This is a genomic window from Acidaminobacter sp. JC074 (assembly GCF_022496765.1).
GTDB lineage: Bacteria > Bacillota > Clostridia > Peptostreptococcales > Acidaminobacteraceae > JABXKX01.
In genome coordinates this window covers 1-16,338 of the sequence record NZ_VANV01000041.1, presented here as the reverse complement: position 1 = coordinate 16,338, position 16,338 = coordinate 1, and the positions used below count along the sequence as shown (strand labels likewise).

Here is a 16,338-nt window from a genome sequence, read left to right as displayed (position 1 = left end):
GAGTTATTATGTCAATTTTTACAGGCTCAGGTGTAGCCATTATCACACCTTTTACAGAAAACAACGAAGTCAACTATGAAAGAGTAAGAGAACTTATTGAGTTCCATATAACAGAAGGCACAGATTCTATCATTATTTGTGGTACGACAGGTGAAGCTTCTACCCTTGATGATATCGAGCATAGAGCTCTCATCAAATTTGCAGTTGATGTTGTTAACAAGAGAGTACCTCTTATAGCGGGTACAGGCAGCAACGATACAAATCACGGTGTCCATTTATCGGAATATGCTGAAAGCGTTGGTGCTGATGCACTACTATGTGTGACACCTTATTATAACAAGGCTTCTCAGGAAGGTTTATACAGACATTTCAAAGCCATGGCTGATGCAGTAGATATTCCAATCATCCTATATAATGTCCCAAGTCGTACAGGATGTGGTCTTTCAGTTGAAACTGTTAAAAGACTTTCAGAATTAGATAATATAGTTGCCATAAAAGAAGCCAGCGGCAACATCTCTTATGCTGCTGAAATCGCAAGACAAGTACCAGACTTTGATATCTATTCAGGCAATGACGATATCATTGTACCGATACTTTCACTTGGCGGCAAAGGCGTCATATCAGTTGTTGCTAATATCATGCCTAAAGAAACCCATGATATTGTCAGTCTCTTCCTAGAAGGCAAGGTTGAGGAATCTAGAAATTTACAGTTACAAATGAACGAACTGATTAATACACTCTTTATTGATGTAAATCCTATACCAGTTAAGACGGCTATGAATATCTTAGGTTACGAAGTCGGTCCTTTAAGACTACCACTTTGTGAGATGAACAATGCTGATACTGAGATTCTAAAAGAAGTCATGTCAAGATACACTTTAAAGGAGTGGTCAAATGTGTAAAATAATGATCCACGGTATGGGTGCTATGGGAAAAATGGTAGATGAATACTATGACGGTGAAAAAATCTACTTTGATCCATCTACAGATAACCTTACAAATATAGATGCTTCATTTGATGTGATTATAGACTTTTCACATCATTCGGTCATTGTTCCCCTTTTAGACTTTGCTAAAGAAAATCAAATGCCGCTTGTTATTTGTACAACAGGTTTATCTTCTGAAACAGAAGAAAAAATTCTTGAATATTCTAAAGAGTTTCCCATTTTCAAATCGGGCAACATGTCTTTAGGTATCAATGTCTTATTAGAACTTGCCAAATTAGGTGCGAAAAGTCTCAAGGGTTTTGATATCGAAATTATTGAGAAACACCATAATAAGAAAGTCGATGCTCCAAGTGGTACAGCATTTATGATAGCAGAAGCCATCAAAAGTATTCAGAACCTGACACTAGAACATGGCAGAGTTGGAACGGATGCTAAAAGAAAAGACAATACCATTGGTATGCATGCCGTCAGAGGCGGTACCATCACAGGAGAACACACAGTCCTTTTTGCAGGTATAGATGAAATCATCGAATTAAAACACCAGGCAAGTTCAAAGGCGGTTTTCGCCAAGGGTGCTATTGAAGCTGCACTATATCTGGTTAAGAAAACAAAGGGATTATACAATATGAGTGATTTATTAAAAGGAGAACTTTCATGAACTATGATTTAACAAATCCATACGAGATTGCAAAATTTATAAAAGAGACTGTTAAGTCGACACCAGTAAAGGCTTACATCAAGGGGCCTATCCAGGAAGATGAATCGGCTATCAAATTCTTTGGTGCAGGTAATACTTGGACCCTATTCGGAGAAAGTGATGACATTCTAGACTTTATCGAAAAAAATGAATCTATTATAGAAGATTATGTTTTAGAAAACGACAGAAGAAACTCAGCAATTCCCCTTCTGGATCTTAAGAAGCAGAATTGTAGAATTGAACCAGGTTCTTTTATTAGAGACAAGGTAGCACTAGGTAACAACTGTGTTATTATGATGGGAGCAGTCATCAATATAGGTGCTTCCATTGATGACAACACCATGATCGATATGAATGCTGTGCTTGGTGCGAGAACAACTGTTGGTAAAAATGTACACGTAGGTGCTGGCGCTGTTTTAGCAGGTGTTTTAGAACCACCTAGTGCAACGCCTGTCATTGTAGAAGATGGCGTTTTAATCGGTGCCAATGCAGTGGTGCTTGAAGGCGTTAGAATCGGTAAAAACGCAGTTGTTGCAGCCGGTGCCATTGTTACCAGTGACGTACCTGAAGGTGCAGTAGTTGCAGGATCGCCTGCAAAGGTTGTTAAGCAAAGAGATGCGAAAACAGATGAAAAAACAGAGTTACTTGATGATTTAAGAGGTTAGGAAATCCATTTGGATTTCCTCTTTTTTTTCTTGAAAATCATGTATTATAAACACTGGACCTTAAAAGCAGCCATTCAAATGGAATGACTGCTTTATTTTTAGATTTATCTCCCTACTTCACTTCTTTTTAAGTTATCCATATTGTTTAATACTCACGTACATCTTTCAAGTTGTAGGGTCATCTAAATCGAGATTACTCGTCCCCTCATTGAACAATATTATTATAACAAATCAGTTCAATAATTATTACTTTCTTTGTGCTGCACCTCTCCCCTACATCTCAGAAAACTATAAAAGATGCCTATCATTAAATGAAAGGCATCTAATTTGACGAACAATGTTTATTAATCTATAGATCTCTTTTTGAGTAAATCACATGAACTATTACAACTTGTTTATCCTTCTGATTTACACGATAAATAATAGTAAAATTATTTATGAACAACTGTCGATACCCCTTATAAGCAAACATTCCTATCTTTCTTTCAGTTCCACGATATGGCAGATTCTCTAATGAAAAGATTGCAGCCTCTAAATCATCAACAAGTTTTAAAGCGGCGTCAGTATTTTGTAACCCTAAAGCAATGTATTCATAAATCGAATCAATATCATCCAAAGCTTTCTGCTTTAACATTACTTTATATCTATCCAAAATGCTTCCTCCTAAGTGAATCAACAGCATCTCTTGCATCTATTAACACATCATTACCATCATTCTCTGATTCAATAATAGCGTTATCTACTTTGTTCATCTCTAGTAGTTGATCATATGTCTCCATACTCATAACAACCATATCTGCGTAGCCGTTTTTAGTAATAAAAACTGGTTCTAAATCAGAATGACAAATTTCCGAAATTTCAGTTGTGTTTCTTAGTTCTGTTATTGGCTTAATCTTAGGCATACCACACCTCCCTTGTACTTTATTATAACATAATTATGTACAAAACTCTATTCAATAGTCGCTCATAAGATATAAGTATGCCCTACATCTCAGAAGATAACTTTCAGTTATGTACCTTATTATTCGTCAAACAGATTTATATGATAAAATAAAATATATATAAGCAATATTATGATAATTTTCACATGAGATATTCAATATACATGGAGCTGGACTAATTGATTTACATTCTTCAAATGAATCATTTCAAGAATATTATTGTTCACATTCTTTATAAGTTTATATTAGGGGAGAAAATTATATGTATACACGAATTGAAGCAGTTGAAAAAATCAAAGCTTTTGTTGTCAGTCATCAGAAGATAAGTGCCGCTTGGGAAGGTGGCTCTATTGCCACTGGTTTTGATGATGAACTCTCTGATTTAGATTTATGCATGGTCTGTAAAGATCCAGACAAAGAAAATGTCTTAAGAGACTTGATCGCCTTCTTAAGAGAGACCTTTGGTCAAGAAAATATGTATCGTTTAGAAGAACCGACCCATCATGGCTTTTCACAGGTTTTTTTTAAGACGAAAAATACACCAGAGTTCTTTTATGTAGATTTTGTTGTTATGAGCGAAGAGCAAGAAGACAAATACATAGAAGCAAACAGACACGGTCAAGCAGATATATGGCTTGAAAAATATAAGCTCGATAATACCGATAGGCCTGCTGAGAAAGTTCATCAAGTCTGTCAGTCACTATTTAACAAAACAATCCAAGCAGATTTCTTGATCATACTTGAACTCAAGAAAGCATTACACAGGAAGATGTTTTCAGAAGCATTCCCAGTTTATTACGCGTTCTTAACCCGTTACCTAATTGTCCTTTTAAATATCAAACACCGACCTGAAAAGGCTGATTTTGGCCCTAGATACATCTATAGGGATTATCCTGAAGAAGACTATCTATTAATAGAAAAGGCTATGAAAGTATCCAATATAGAAGAGTTGAAAGCGTCTTCTTACCTTCTACTTAATCTTTATGACAAACTAAAAAAAGACTTATCCACCTTATATTAGCCGTCTAATGACGGCTAAAAAAAATTTGCCCTTAGGCAAATTTTAAACTTCTTTATAAATAACAACTGGACCAGCTTCAGATAAATCTCCAAGCTTAGGTACTAGTCTTTTGAAATGTTCACTTTCAAAATGTTTTTCTAAATGCTCACGCGTCTCCCATGATTCAATGTAAGAAAAGTGACGAGGATCATTTTCATCCTGAAAGATGTTGTACTCAAGACATCCATCTTCTTTTCGAGTCAACTCAATCATTTCTCCTGCTAAGGCCATAAAAGCCTCAAGCTTATTCTCATCAATATATTTTTCAGCGACAACTTTAACCATAATTAGTCCTCTACAAATGCAAAGATATGATCGATATTTCTATAATGATCTTTATAGTTTAGACCATAACCAACAATAAACTTATCAGCGATTGAAAAACCGCAGTAATCAGGTGTAATGTCTGCTACTCTTCTAGATGGCTTGTCTAAAAGTGTACACGATTTGATTGATTTAGGGTTTCTAGCCTTTAACAACTTAATTGTCTCATACATTGTAATACCAGAATCAACGATATCATCTACTACTAAAACATCAAATGAAGACAAGTCTTCTACATCAATGTCCTTAACAATCTTTAACTCACCAGTTGATTCCTCTCCATGACCATAACTTGAAGTAATCATAAATTCAATGTGAACTGGTACTGACATTTCTCTAACTAAATCCGCTGTAAAAATAAAGCTGCCTTTTAATAATGAAATAGCCAGTAAATTTTTCCCCTCGTAATCTTTAGATAACTCAGCACCTAATTCTTTAACTCTCTTAGCGATATCTTCTTTTGTAAGTACCACTTCTCGTCTTCTATCTTCTACGTTCATTCTTTCCTCCACATTTTTTATAACTACATACCCAAGTATGTGCGTTTTAAATTATATAATTGTATCTTAACACACTTATTTTTCATATTTCTATATGAAAACCTTACAATTAAAATAAAGAGAAAAATAAGAAATCAGTCAAAATTAACGGACTTTTTCCAATTTTTCACTCATTTTTGACTTTTTATATCTCCAGACATGTAAATTATCAGAAAATTTAAGCTTTTCAAGCAGTTTCGACTCTTATTTTTGTAAAAATATCGCTTGTTTAGGAGTATTTTTTTGGTGTAAACTTAAGCAAACATTGATAACAAGAGGAGGAAAACGATGTCATCATTAAGAACTAAAAAAGCAGTTTCAAAGGAAACTTTTGCATTCTTAATTATATTTGGTCTTGGATTTGGCTATGTTGCTTCAGTAATGGGACTAGATAAAATGTTTTCAACAATTATGGAAACTTCACATGCTTTACTATTAGACACTGTATTTCTAATTATGGCTATCGCTGTTATTGCCGGTGCATTTTCAGCATTATTATCTGAATTTGGTGTTGTCGCTTTAATCAACAAGATTATTTCACCAATTATGAAACCTATCTATGGTTTACCTGGTGCAGCATCAATCGGTGCAATAACAACTTTCTTATCAGATAATCCAGCCATTATTTCATTGGCAAAAGACAAAGGATTCTCTAAATACTTTAAGAACTATCAGACACCAGCCCTTTGTAACTTAGGTACTGCCTTTGGTATGGGTCTTATCCTAACAGTTTTCATGTCTACACAAGGACCAAATTTTGCTTTACCAGCATTTTTAGGTGTTATGGGTGCTGTTATCGGTTCTATTGTCAGTGTAAGAATCATGTTACACTTTACTAAAAAATATTATGGCGTCACCAAAGAAGACATCAACAATATGTCAAACGAGGACTCATTTACAAATACAAGAGAAATCAGAGATGGTAATGCACTTGAACGTGCTTTAGAAGCCATGCTTGAGGGTGGTAAAAACGGTGTAGACTTAGGTCTTTCAATTATACCTGGTGTACTTATCATCTGTACAATCGTTATGATGTTAACATTCGGTCCAGCTGAAACCGTTGATGGTGTGGCTGTATTTAAAGGAACAGCATTCGAAGGCGTTGAATTGCTACCTAAACTCGGTGGTTACATTTCACCGATTCTAGAGCCTTTATTCGGTTTTAAGTCTCCTGAAGCTATTGCTTTTCCAATCACATCATTAGGTGCTGTAGGTGCCGCAATGTCATTGGTACCTAAGTTCTTAGCAAGTGGCTTAATTGGTGCAAATGAAATCGCAGTTTTCACTGCAATGGGCATGTGCTGGAGCGGTTACTTAAGTACACACGTTGGTATGATGGATGCACTTAATGTAAGACAACTTGTAAACAAGGCTATCCTATCACATACCATTGGTGGTCTGGTAGCTGGTATTTCAGCTCACTACCTATATGTAATTGTATCTAACTTTATATAAAAAACGACCTCAAAGGTCGTTTTTTTAGTTATTCTACTTAATTAATGACACCAGTCCTGTTATAAATTGCTTGATGTTGATGGTGACTTTAACTGATTCATTTTTTCTTATATTGTCCATGGCTTTTCGAACTTCTGTAAAACCAAATAATGTGGAAGCATATCGCTCAAATCTGTAGTTAGAAAAATCTTCTAAACCAAGATGGGCTACATTAACAAGGGCTGTTTGAATCGTTCTCCTAACTCTTTGCTCTATGGCTTTATAAGATGACGATCTCTTCACGCCATTCTTAACATACATTTGACTTAAGTACTTATACATCTTGGTCATCTGCACATCTTTTTGATCTAAAATGACTTTATTAATGATTTCAATGATATCTTGACTGCCCTTTTCAGAAAGAATACCCAGTTCTGCAAAGATGACATTCACTTCGTCTAAGTAGCCTTTTTCCACTTCAGCTTGACCAGCAGATTTGTTTTTTGAAAGGGTCTGTCCAATTTCTGCAATCATCCTTCTATTTCTTTGAGAGTTGATCACTCTTTTGGTTACAGAAACAACTTCAATGACGTTGATAGGCTTGTTGATGTAAAAACCAATACCAGATTCATAAGCTTCTGAGATCATTTCAGAATCACTGACTTGGCTGATCATAATAAAATCAATGTCTTTGTACTTATCACGAATAGACTTTACAATCTCAATACCATCAACTTCAGGTAAAAGTAAGTCAATAAAAACGATGTCCGGTCTAAACTTTGGAATCATGTCTAGGCCGTACTTACCATCTTGAATGGTATCAATGACCTCTCCTAGATCATTATCTTCTATGATATTTTCTAACATCTGACAAATACCTATGTCATCATCTATAATTAAGAATCTTTCTTTATTCACTATTTCCTCCGTCACATAAGACTTTCTTTGCTACACGTATATGAAATTGAGTATAGTTACCCGCTATTGACTCAACATCTATTTGACCATCTAAAGACCTTTCTACAATTTGCTTGACATGAGTAAGACCAATCCCTGTAGACATCTTGCCTGTGGCCTTATCAAACTTAGTAGAAAAACCAGGTGTAAATATGGCACCTAGATGTTTTTCCTTAATGCCCGTACCGTTATCTGTCACATAAAAATCAATCATATCATCATCCATTTCCACAGATACTCTCACCCATCCTTCATCCCTGATAGCGTCTATTGCGTTGACAATTAAGTTATTTAAAACACTTAAGAGTGGTGAGTAATAAAATATTGGAAATGTTTCTTCATTGTCTAACTCAAATACGATTTTCTTGCCTGTTTTAGCAATGTATTTATCTGTTACATCCTGTAGGATTTCAAAAACTTCATCGGAGTCCTTATACTTTGAAAACCCTTGGTCTGGAATGACATTTCCTATGCCTGCGATGATTCTGGCATAGTCTTTTTTTACCTCATGGATCCCTTTTGAAATACCGAGGATTCTATTTCTCATATCTATAATATCTGGTTGATCTAAGTGTAAATCTGGTTGATTAAGCTTTCTATATAAGGCAAAACTTTCTTTCATAGACTGTTCAATGTCGTCCATCGACTTTTGCATAAAGAAAATTTCACTTTTAATATTCGCACGCATCATGACAAACTCTTTATATTTCTCTCTTTGTTCCTTGTTGATGATAATCAAGTAATATACTTTTTCTGATAAATACAATAAATAAGAAATAGTTGCCCTGATGATGCCTGTAAGCACAATACTTATGGATAATAGCTCAGGTGAAACAACCCTAAACTCTCCTCTTACAATTAACTCAATAGTATTAGCACCAACATCTGATAAGGCTATAATCACCAAACATACAACGGGTTTGGATACAACTTCTCTTGCATTTAAAAGTTTAAAGAACAAGCCAAAGAATAAATAAAATACGACAGAAGGATAATGTGCAATTAACAAATCCACTAAGGAGTGGGTCTGAGGTACAACATCTAAAACCATTCTAAAAACAAATATAGACAAGCCTGTAAGTGTACAGGTTAAAACGATTGGTATTTTGTTAAACCTTAATAGAAGTACCGATAAGGCAATGATGCCTAACGATACTCTAAAGTCAGTCCCAAAGGGCTTCATATATAGTTGTCCCAAGATGGTTGTTGCCAGTACGACCAATAAAACCAGATGATTCCTGTTCTTCTTCATTTAACACCTCATATCTATTCTACAATTAAATTTATTTTTTTTCAAAAAAAGTATTCCATTTTTGTAACACGGCGATTATAATGCAATTAAAGTGAGGTGATAAGTTTGATATACTCACCAGAAACTGTTTACTTTATCGCTTATGCAAAGTTATCTCATAACATACCTGCAGGCAAAATGCTTGAGACTGTTGGGGTCGGATTGATCATCAACAGACACACAGGTGTTATAGAAGATACCTCTTGCACCCTGTTAACAGATGAAGCCAAGCAATTTCTAAAAGAGATCATTGTAGGTTTTAACCTACACAATCAACCCATTGACATGCTATTGGATAAGATTGCTGACCGCTATCATGGCTTTAGTCAAAAAGCCGTTTGTGTTGCTGTTAACAACGCTTATGAAAGATACATTCAGTGGAATAACAATTAACTGCTTTAATCGTCGTATAAATGTAACCCATTTATATATCACGTATTAAAACCCAGTACATAACTTGTTTAAACAAGTTTTTTGTGCTGGGTTTATTTTATTTGGAGGAAATTATGGAAGCACCAAAAAATCATGTATTCTATCGATCAAACAAATGGTCTTATCCTAAGATCGTCAAAGGTCAAGGCATCTATCTCTATGATGAAAAAGGTAATACCTACATCGACGGCTGTTCTGGTTCTGCAGTTGCCAACATCGGTCATGGCAATCACGAGGTAGCTGAGCTTGCAAAAGAACAAATCGAAACCATTGCTTATACACACCTATCGAGATTCACTTGTGATCCTATCGAAGCATGCGCACGGAAAATTGCAGACCTAACACCTGAATCTTTGAATCATGTCTACTTTGTCTCAGGAGGCTCCGAATCCACAGAAGCCGCTATTAAAATGGCAAGACAGTATCATTATGAAAAGAATCCTCACTCTCAAAAGTGGAAGGTTATCTCTAAAAGACATTCTTTCCACGGCAATACCTTAGGCGCACTTTCCATGACAGGGATTACTGAGAGAAGACAAGTATATGACCAAATGCTGATTAACTTCCCTAAGATTCCTCAGTTTTATCAGTATAGAAATCAATGGTCTACAGATTGGTACCATACAAGCTTGCAAGCAGCTTTAGCTTTAGAAAGCGAAATCCAGTTCCAAGGTGCTGAAAATATTGCTGCCTTTATTTCAGAACCAGTTGTTGGATCAGCTGCACCAGGTGTTTACCCTCACCCAGTTTACTTTGAAATGGTAAGAGAACTATGTGATGAACATGACATCATCTTTATTATGGATGAGGTTATGACAGGCTTTGGTCGTACTGGTAAGATGTTTGCCTGTGAGCATTTTAATGTGGAACCAGACCTTTTATGCATTGCCAAGGGTATGAGTGCTGGCTATGCCCCAATTGGAGCGGTAGTTGCGTCAGACAAAATCTTTAACACAATTATGACAGAAGGTTCAGGTGCCTTTAAACATGGTCATACTTACGGTGGTCATCCCCTTTCTTGTGCCGTGGCATCTAAAGTCATAGATATAGTACAAAACGGTTTGGTTGAAAACTCAAAAGAAAGAGGCAGGCAGTTACTAGACCTATTACAAAATCTATACAAGCTAGATTTTGTAGGTGATATTAGAGGCCTCGGACTCATGATTGGCATAGAATTTGTATGCGACAAAGAAAACAAACTGCCATTTAAAAGAGACATCAACTTAAAACAACGGGTAACTGAAAATTGCTTAAAAGAGGGCCTTGTCGTTTATCCAGGCTCTGGTACCTACGGTCATACAGAAGGTGACCATATATTAATTGCACCACCACTGATTATTACAGAGGACCAGGTCCTTGAACTATATAAAAAACTAGAAAAAGCTTTACTTACAACTCAAGAATCATTAAGAAAGGAAAAATTATGGATAAGCTCATTATCACCGTCGCACCAACAGGCAATGTACCGACAAAGGCTTTAAACCCCAATGCACCAATTACCAATGAGGAAATTGTAAAAGACGTTTTGGCATGTGAAGCCCTTGGCGCCAGCATTGCCCACCTACATATTAGAGACGAAAATGAACAACCGACAAGCGACAGACTGATTTATAAGGACCTCTTAGACAAACTTAAAAAGAGCGGTACTAATATCATCACCCAGCTTTCTACTGGTGCCAGAGGTGGTAAGAACACAATAGATTATAGAAGTCAGATGCTCGACTTAAACTGTGAAATGGCTTCTCTTTCAACAGGGTCATCTAATTTTCCAACCTCTATTAATGGTAACAGTCCTGAGCTTATAGAAGCTCTGGCATCTAAAATGCTTCAAAATAACATCAAGCCAGAGATAGAAGTATTTGATACAGCTATGATTAAAAATGCCAACTATCTAGTTAAAAAAGGTATTATAAAGCCAAATCTTCATTTTAACTTGGTTATGAATGTACCAGGTTCTATGGCTGGCACGCCAAGAAACTTGATGTTTCTAGTAGAATCACTACCACAAAATTCTACTTTTACGGTTTCAGGTATTGGTAAATCTCAAATTCAAATGCTTACCATGGCTATTCTATTAGGCGGACATGTCAGAACCGGTTTAGAAGATGTGTTAAAGATGGACCAAGATCATGCCAGCAACACAGAACTGGTTAAACAGGTCATAGAAATTGCTCGAGCTGTCAAGAGACCAATCGCCAATCCAGATCAAGCTAGAGAAATATTAAGTTTGTAGAATTTTCAGAAAATTAAATAGAATTTTGTTACATTTTGTAGGATTTAATAGACCCCCTTTTATACTTATTAAGAAATCATAACAATTTATAAGGGGGGGCTTTATGAAGGAAAAGAAAATGGGTCTATCGACCAAGATATTTATTGGTCTGATACTCGGTATTATTACTGGTCTTTTAATGTATGTCGTTAAAGGTCAGGCAGGCGAAACAAGTTCAATTGCAGGTATTATTGACAACTTCTTTATCGGTTTTGTATTTGAATTAATTGGTGGTATTTTCGTTAATGCTATCAGAATGATGATTGTACCTTTAGTATTTGTTTCATTAACATTAGGTGCTGCATCAATTGGTGATATCAAGAAATTAGGTAGAATCGGTGGTAAGACAGTTGGTTTCTACTTAGTTACAACAGCAATCGCTATTTCAATCGCTATCTTAATCGCTACAGTTGTTCAACCAGGTGTTGGTACAGCTATCAGCTTAGAAGGTTTAGAGTATACACCTAAAGAAGCACCAAGCATCGCTTCTGTATTTGTAGACATGGTTCCAAGAAACCCTATTGCTGCTATGGCATCAGGTAACATGTTACAAATCATCGTATTTGCTTTATTAACGGGTTCTGCCTTAACAATCTTAGGTGACAGAACTGCTAAGATCACAGCTTTATTCGAAGAAGCTAACGTATTAGTTCTTAAGTTAGTTGAAATGATTATGTTAGTTGCACCTATTGGTGTATTTGCATTAATCGCTAAAACAATGGCTACTCTAGGTTGGGCTATGATGCCTAAACTGATCATGTACATGCTATGTGTAGTAGGCGCTTTATTAATTCATGCTGTATTTACTTACCAAGGTATCTTATACATGTTTACAAAACTAAGCCCTATCCAGTTCTTTAAGAACTTCTACCCAGCTATGACAGTTGCATTCTCTACAGCATCTTCTTCTGCTACATTACCTGTAACAATTGAAACTGCTGAAAAGAGATTAGGTGTTTCACCAAAAATTGCCTCATTCTGTTTACCTCTTGGTGCAACCATCAACATGGATGGTACAGCAATCATGCAAGGTGTTGCAACAGTATTTATCGCTCAGTTATTCGGTATTGACTTAGGTTTAATGGACTTCGTAACAGTTATCGTAACAGCCACATTAGCTTCTATCGGTACTGCAGGCGTTCCAGGTGTTGGTCTACTCATGTTATCAATGGTACTTGTTCAAGTTGGTTTACCAGTAGAAGGTATCGCTATTATCATCGGTATTGATAGAATCTTAGATATGTTAAGAACAGCTATCAACATCACAGGTGATGCATGTTGTACAGTTATCGTTGCTAAAGGTGAAGGCGAATTTAATGAAAAAGTTTATTATGAAGACAGTGACGTTAAGGATAACGAAGCTGCAGCATAATCCCAATATACCTTTAATAAAAAAATCAGGACATCATGTCCTGATTTTTTATAGTTTTTCTTTTAAAAAGGATTATAATTTTCCTTATCAACTAAAGGACCTCTCTTTACTTATCTAATAATTCCTCAATAACAACTTTATAATATGTACATTCAGAATTTGGAATAGTTTTGATTGGTGGGTCAACATCTTCACAAAACACCATAGATTGACCTACAATAATTAGCGATAAACACATAATTGAAAATAACTTTTTAACTACTTTTTTCATTTAAACCTCCATTAGCTCCTTTAACCTCTTAGGGTATTTTTTTTCCTCATAGCTAGAAAGTAATCTAATTATTATCTTATAGTATTTGTTCGACAGATACATATCAAGTTCGTTAACCTTTATATCATGTAATATATCAAATAAAAAAACTGTCCTATCTAAGTCAATTAAGAAATCTAATGATTCGTCGATGATTACCAAACTATTTCTTGTAGACATTGAATTCTCCAAGGCGAGTTTCAGATACGATTCTGCTTTCTCCAGCTCATTTATCATAATTAATCCATGTGATATATTGGAACAAATCATGTCAAACTTCTTCTCTTCATAGTGCTTATTCTCAATCAAACTTTCCGCTTTACATATCTTAGACCTTATTAAATCAATATCTCGAAAAGCATAACTTACATAAACCTTATTAAGGTAATTCACATAGGAAAGGAGCTCTAGACTCTCTAGTCCTTGATCATGAACATCATTACTAAGTCTATCTAAAGTCATAATTGCTTTATCTAAGTGCCCAGTTTCAGATAATAAAGATGCTTCAATCAACTTTATTTCAGCATGTTCTCGTAGGCTTAGATAAGACAAACTCCCCTTATACAATTCTAAATACTTTAAAGATAACTCGAAATTTCTAATTCTCTTATAGAACAAAGATATGTTGTAATATACATTAGGATGTACTTTCAGAGATAAGTTTTCTGTAATAGCAATCAGCTCTTCATATTTATCAATAAGTCCCTGTACACGTTCGCATCTGTATGCCAAATCCACACATAATGATAATGTAGCTTGATACTCAAATATATTTCTACTATTTATAGTTTTCTTCAAATAATCTAAAGACTCATAATAATAATTTAACTTCTGTTTGTAATAAGAATCCTCTATAGCATCAGAAGTGTACTTGATTATATAATACGATAGCAAACTTAATTCTATCTCTCTTGCAGCATAGATATTGTCTTTTGCAGCTTCTAAACAAATCTTATCTGAAGACTGGTCTAAAGTGAAACATAGTTCATGTGCCTTCTTTAACAACAAATATTCCTGATTATCCGTTAACAAATCTTCAAAATCAGCTTCTGGAAACACTTTTTTTTCCCATGAAAAATATATAAATTTCTTATATAACATCAAGGCCTTTTGCCTTGTTAAAGTCGTTTTTCCTTTTTCAATTGTACTCAACAAGCTATAAGAAAGATTATCTTCAGAAAAGTCCTTTAAAGATAACTTAAGTTGTTTTCTAGCCTTTCTTATCATCATACCTTGATCCATAATACACTCCTCTCTCAAATATTTTAACATAAAGATAAGATGATGAGAATAAATCAATAATAGCAAAGAGTAAAATAATATACAAGATTTTTTCTTAATATTTACATAATAATTTTAATATTAAAATTTTATTTACTTTTTTTTGTTTTTAGGAGTATTATGACTTTAGAAACGTTTCTCAATAGGATATAATTAAAATCGAATGGAGGAAAAATGAAAAAGAAACTTTTAACAATTACTCTTGTTTTTGTATTAATCTTCACACAATCACTTACAACAGTATTTGCAGAAGAAAACAACTCTGATGAATACTACAGTGAAACAGAATACTTTTACGGTGAAGATGCGGCTAATCTAAACATTTTTAACTACAAAGAACCTAATGAAAATCTCAACTTAGACGCGAATATTCTAAGCGCAAAAAATAACATAGTAGAAAATTTTTCTAAACCAGTAGTAGTAGCCAAAAAAAGGGTCTATTATTACAACAAATATGATGAAAAAAATAACTTAATTACAAGCAGGCTAATGAATAAGAATGAAGTAATCCAATACAAGATTACTGAAAGTTACAGAGCTTTACCTCTAACTTCAACATTATCTAAAGGATTTCTAACGCCCGATTCTGAGGAACGAGGAGCATGTGACTTTTACCTTGGTGTTTACGAACTTAGTGATGGATCATATGTAGTTCAAGCTCACACCGATTGGCCAAACGAGTACAATGCAATCGTCGGGGGAGAAGTTTATCCGCATAACAAAAGAGACTTTATATCTTTGTCATGGGGTGGATACGATGAAGCATTTACAGCGAAAAGTAAGAATTTCTATGGTAAATATTATGATGGTACCTCTATCTCAGGTTCAAGAGAAGAATCACATGCAGATCGCGGTTACATATGGAGCTTCAACGAACGTAAAAATGGTACATTATCTGGATCGGGTATTAAAAACTGTTTTGCTGAAGCTAGATTAGAAAGAAAATACTCACAAAGCGAAGGCAAAAAAACATGTGTTAATGCAACATATATACACACATGGACTAGGTTTGCAGGAAGTCCAAAATTTTCAATATCTGGTGGAGTTCCTTCTATGGAAGTGACCAACGATTCTTATTCTTGGCCAATCGAATTATCAGTTCCAGGTTTATATTACTAAGTAAGGAGATTTGATGAAGAAAATACTCATAATTACAGTAACTCTATTGTTTATAGTGATTATTATATATAACAACTCCCCACATAGAAACATAATAACCAAAACATATGTCCAAGAACTTATAGGAGTTGACAAAGAAATATTAAACTATAGAGAATATGACAATCTATTAACTGTCTTTTTTAGAAATAGTCAAAACAATCTTGGATTTTCAATTTACAAAGAAAATATGTTGGGAAAACATAATCTTGTTCAGAGTAGTAATCAATTTAAAAACCTTTTCAAAGGTACATTGACTAGAATAAACAAAAAATACTACTTACTTATAGTAGGTATAAAGAAAAATGCAGAGCAACTTAATTTAGAGTATTATAGATTAAACGAACCAACACTCAGTAATAGCTTTAATTTCCAATTACAAGATGATTATTATATTATTATTAAGGAAATTAAAGATCGAATAACAGCTCATGTAGAATTAGAACAATTTTATACTTTTTATGATGAGCAAGGAAACGATATCACATCAAAGTTTATAGATGAATAAAAAGGGAGTGTAAAATAAAGTGTGTAAATCAGAACTAAGGATCTGATAGCACACTTATTTTTATTGACTTTGTGTGCTACAATCTAGAAAGGACACAAAGGATGGTAAATGAAGTAATGGCGTCAAGAAAACAAAGAAACAGAAAATCAA

General features: G+C 34.6%; 19 protein-coding genes. 11 read left to right on the top strand and 8 right to left on the bottom strand.

From position 1 onward, the window contains the following. Positions 1-8 precede the first annotated feature (8 nt). Genes dapA through dapD form a run of 3 tightly spaced genes read left to right on the top strand, consistent with a single transcriptional unit; the run spans position 9 to position 2,309 of the window. Positions 9-902: a 4-hydroxy-tetrahydrodipicolinate synthase gene (gene dapA, locus EZV73_RS27340; protein WP_240843761.1), complete on the top strand. Its 894-nt coding sequence runs from the start codon at positions 9-11 to the stop codon at positions 900-902. Further along, complete coding sequence (gene dapB / locus EZV73_RS27335) at positions 895-1,605, top strand: 4-hydroxy-tetrahydrodipicolinate reductase (protein ID WP_240843760.1); 711 nt, start codon at positions 895-897, stop codon at positions 1,603-1,605. The genes dapA and dapB overlap by 8 nt, the downstream gene beginning before the upstream one ends. Beyond that, a complete protein-coding gene (gene dapD, locus EZV73_RS27330; RefSeq protein WP_240843759.1) occupies positions 1,602-2,309 on the top strand; it encodes a 2,3,4,5-tetrahydropyridine-2,6-dicarboxylate N-acetyltransferase in 708 nt (235 codons plus the stop codon). The genes dapB and dapD overlap by 4 nt, the downstream gene beginning before the upstream one ends. Before the next feature lie 349 nt (positions 2,310-2,658). On the opposite strand, the gene EZV73_RS27325 is transcribed toward dapD, so the two are convergent. Further along, on the bottom strand, positions 2,659-2,961 hold the full coding sequence (locus EZV73_RS27325; protein WP_240843758.1) for a type II toxin-antitoxin system RelE/ParE family toxin: 303 nt from the start codon (positions 2,959-2,961) through the stop codon (positions 2,659-2,661). Continuing rightward, positions 2,954-3,211, bottom strand: a complete 258-nt coding sequence (locus tag EZV73_RS27320; protein ID WP_240843757.1) for a type II toxin-antitoxin system Phd/YefM family antitoxin — start codon at positions 3,209-3,211, stop codon at positions 2,954-2,956. Before EZV73_RS27320 ends, EZV73_RS27325 begins: the two co-directional genes overlap by 8 nt. Positions 3,212-3,512: 301 nt before the next feature. Here EZV73_RS27320 and EZV73_RS27315 point away from each other — a divergent pair, with 301 nt between their 5' ends. Then, positions 3,513-4,271, top strand: coding sequence for a nucleotidyltransferase domain-containing protein (locus tag EZV73_RS27315; RefSeq protein WP_240843756.1), 759 nt, complete (start codon positions 3,513-3,515; stop codon positions 4,269-4,271). Between the two features lie 42 nt (positions 4,272-4,313). Here EZV73_RS27315 and EZV73_RS27310 read toward each other — a convergent pair whose 3' ends face one another. Both EZV73_RS27310 and hpt read right to left on the bottom strand, forming a co-directional pair. Beyond that, complete coding sequence (locus EZV73_RS27310) at positions 4,314-4,595, bottom strand: putative quinol monooxygenase (protein WP_240843755.1); 282 nt, start codon at positions 4,593-4,595, stop codon at positions 4,314-4,316. Between the two features lie 2 nt (positions 4,596-4,597). Then, a complete protein-coding gene (gene hpt, locus EZV73_RS27305; protein ID WP_240843754.1) occupies positions 4,598-5,134 on the bottom strand; it encodes a hypoxanthine phosphoribosyltransferase in 537 nt (178 codons plus the stop codon). Positions 5,135-5,461: 327 nt separating this feature from the next. Here hpt and EZV73_RS27300 point away from each other — a divergent pair, with 327 nt between their 5' ends. Then, on the top strand, positions 5,462-6,628 hold the full coding sequence (locus EZV73_RS27300; RefSeq protein WP_240843753.1) for a hypothetical protein: 1,167 nt from the start codon (positions 5,462-5,464) through the stop codon (positions 6,626-6,628). Between the two features lie 33 nt (positions 6,629-6,661). On the opposite strand, the gene EZV73_RS28950 is transcribed toward EZV73_RS27300, so the two are convergent. After that, a complete protein-coding gene (locus EZV73_RS28950) occupies positions 6,662-7,525 on the bottom strand; it encodes a DNA-binding domain-containing protein (RefSeq protein ID WP_240843752.1) in 864 nt (287 codons plus the stop codon). Beyond that, positions 7,518-8,816: an ATP-binding protein gene (locus EZV73_RS27290; protein ID WP_240843751.1), complete on the bottom strand. Its 1,299-nt coding sequence runs from the start codon at positions 8,814-8,816 to the stop codon at positions 7,518-7,520. The genes EZV73_RS28950 and EZV73_RS27290 overlap by 8 nt, the downstream gene beginning before the upstream one ends. A 105-nt stretch (positions 8,817-8,921) precedes the next feature. Here EZV73_RS27290 and EZV73_RS27285 point away from each other — a divergent pair, with 105 nt between their 5' ends. The 4 genes from EZV73_RS27285 to EZV73_RS27270 all read left to right on the top strand — a co-directional run bounded on the left by EZV73_RS27285 (position 8,922) and on the right by EZV73_RS27270 (position 12,931). Further along, on the top strand, positions 8,922-9,248 hold the full coding sequence (locus EZV73_RS27285; RefSeq protein ID WP_240843750.1) for a DUF3870 domain-containing protein: 327 nt from the start codon (positions 8,922-8,924) through the stop codon (positions 9,246-9,248). A gap of 113 nt (positions 9,249-9,361) precedes the next feature. After that, positions 9,362-10,768 carry an aspartate aminotransferase family protein gene (locus tag EZV73_RS27280; protein ID WP_240843749.1) on the top strand — a complete coding sequence of 469 codons (1,407 nt, stop codon included), beginning with the start codon at positions 9,362-9,364 and terminating at the stop codon, positions 10,766-10,768. Next, the gene (locus tag EZV73_RS27275; RefSeq protein WP_240843748.1) at positions 10,711-11,520 is read left to right on the top strand and encodes a 3-keto-5-aminohexanoate cleavage protein; all 810 of its coding nucleotides are present in this window, start codon (positions 10,711-10,713) and stop codon (positions 11,518-11,520) included. The genes EZV73_RS27280 and EZV73_RS27275 overlap by 58 nt, the downstream gene beginning before the upstream one ends. Before the next feature lie 103 nt (positions 11,521-11,623). Then, positions 11,624-12,931 carry a dicarboxylate/amino acid:cation symporter gene (locus EZV73_RS27270; protein WP_240843747.1) on the top strand — a complete coding sequence of 436 codons (1,308 nt, stop codon included), beginning with the start codon at positions 11,624-11,626 and terminating at the stop codon, positions 12,929-12,931. 106 nt (positions 12,932-13,037) lie between these two features. On the opposite strand, the gene EZV73_RS27265 is transcribed toward EZV73_RS27270, so the two are convergent. Beyond that, positions 13,038-13,202, bottom strand: a complete 165-nt coding sequence (locus tag EZV73_RS27265; protein ID WP_240843746.1) for a hypothetical protein — start codon at positions 13,200-13,202, stop codon at positions 13,038-13,040. Further along, on the bottom strand, positions 13,203-14,483 hold the full coding sequence (locus tag EZV73_RS27260) for a helix-turn-helix transcriptional regulator (RefSeq protein ID WP_240843745.1): 1,281 nt from the start codon (positions 14,481-14,483) through the stop codon (positions 13,203-13,205). It abuts the gene before it with no gap. Between the two features lie 213 nt (positions 14,484-14,696). Here EZV73_RS27260 and EZV73_RS27255 point away from each other — a divergent pair, with 213 nt between their 5' ends. Both EZV73_RS27255 and EZV73_RS27250 read left to right on the top strand, forming a co-directional pair. Continuing rightward, positions 14,697-15,641 (top strand): hypothetical protein, encoded by a 945-nt coding sequence (locus EZV73_RS27255; protein ID WP_240843744.1) that lies wholly within the window; start codon positions 14,697-14,699, stop codon positions 15,639-15,641. A 13-nt stretch (positions 15,642-15,654) separates the two neighbouring features. Next, positions 15,655-16,188, top strand: a complete 534-nt coding sequence (locus tag EZV73_RS27250) for a hypothetical protein (protein WP_240843743.1) — start codon at positions 15,655-15,657, stop codon at positions 16,186-16,188. Positions 16,189-16,338: the final 150 nt, after the last annotated feature.

Bases quoted from the DNA above. Each gene is read 5' to 3' on its own strand.
- dapA (WP_240843761.1), top strand. From the start codon at position 9: ATGTCAATTTTTACAGGCTCAGGTGTAGCCATTATCACACCTTTTACA.
- dapB (WP_240843760.1), top strand. From the start codon at position 895: ATGTGTAAAATAATGATCCACGGTATGGGTGCTATGGGAAAAATGGTA.
- dapD (WP_240843759.1), top strand. From the start codon at position 1,602: ATGAACTATGATTTAACAAATCCATACGAGATTGCAAAATTTATAAAA.
- EZV73_RS27320 (WP_240843757.1), bottom strand. From the start codon at position 3,211: ATGCCTAAGATTAAGCCAATAACAGAACTAAGAAACACAACTGAAATT.
- EZV73_RS27315 (WP_240843756.1), top strand. From the start codon at position 3,513: ATGTATACACGAATTGAAGCAGTTGAAAAAATCAAAGCTTTTGTTGTC.
- EZV73_RS27310 (WP_240843755.1), bottom strand. From the start codon at position 4,595: ATGGTTAAAGTTGTCGCTGAAAAATATATTGATGAGAATAAGCTTGAG.
- hpt (WP_240843754.1), bottom strand. From the start codon at position 5,134: ATGAACGTAGAAGATAGAAGACGAGAAGTGGTACTTACAAAAGAAGAT.
- EZV73_RS27300 (WP_240843753.1), top strand. From the start codon at position 5,462: ATGTCATCATTAAGAACTAAAAAAGCAGTTTCAAAGGAAACTTTTGCA.
- EZV73_RS27290 (WP_240843751.1), bottom strand. From the start codon at position 8,816: ATGAAGAAGAACAGGAATCATCTGGTTTTATTGGTCGTACTGGCAACA.
- EZV73_RS27280 (WP_240843749.1), top strand. From the start codon at position 9,362: ATGGAAGCACCAAAAAATCATGTATTCTATCGATCAAACAAATGGTCT.
- EZV73_RS27275 (WP_240843748.1), top strand. From the start codon at position 10,711: ATGGATAAGCTCATTATCACCGTCGCACCAACAGGCAATGTACCGACA.
- EZV73_RS27270 (WP_240843747.1), top strand. From the start codon at position 11,624: ATGAAGGAAAAGAAAATGGGTCTATCGACCAAGATATTTATTGGTCTG.
- EZV73_RS27265 (WP_240843746.1), bottom strand. From the start codon at position 13,202: ATGAAAAAAGTAGTTAAAAAGTTATTTTCAATTATGTGTTTATCGCTA.
- EZV73_RS27260 (WP_240843745.1), bottom strand. From the start codon at position 14,483: ATGGATCAAGGTATGATGATAAGAAAGGCTAGAAAACAACTTAAGTTA.
- EZV73_RS27255 (WP_240843744.1), top strand. From the start codon at position 14,697: ATGAAAAAGAAACTTTTAACAATTACTCTTGTTTTTGTATTAATCTTC.
- EZV73_RS27250 (WP_240843743.1), top strand. From the start codon at position 15,655: ATGAAGAAAATACTCATAATTACAGTAACTCTATTGTTTATAGTGATT.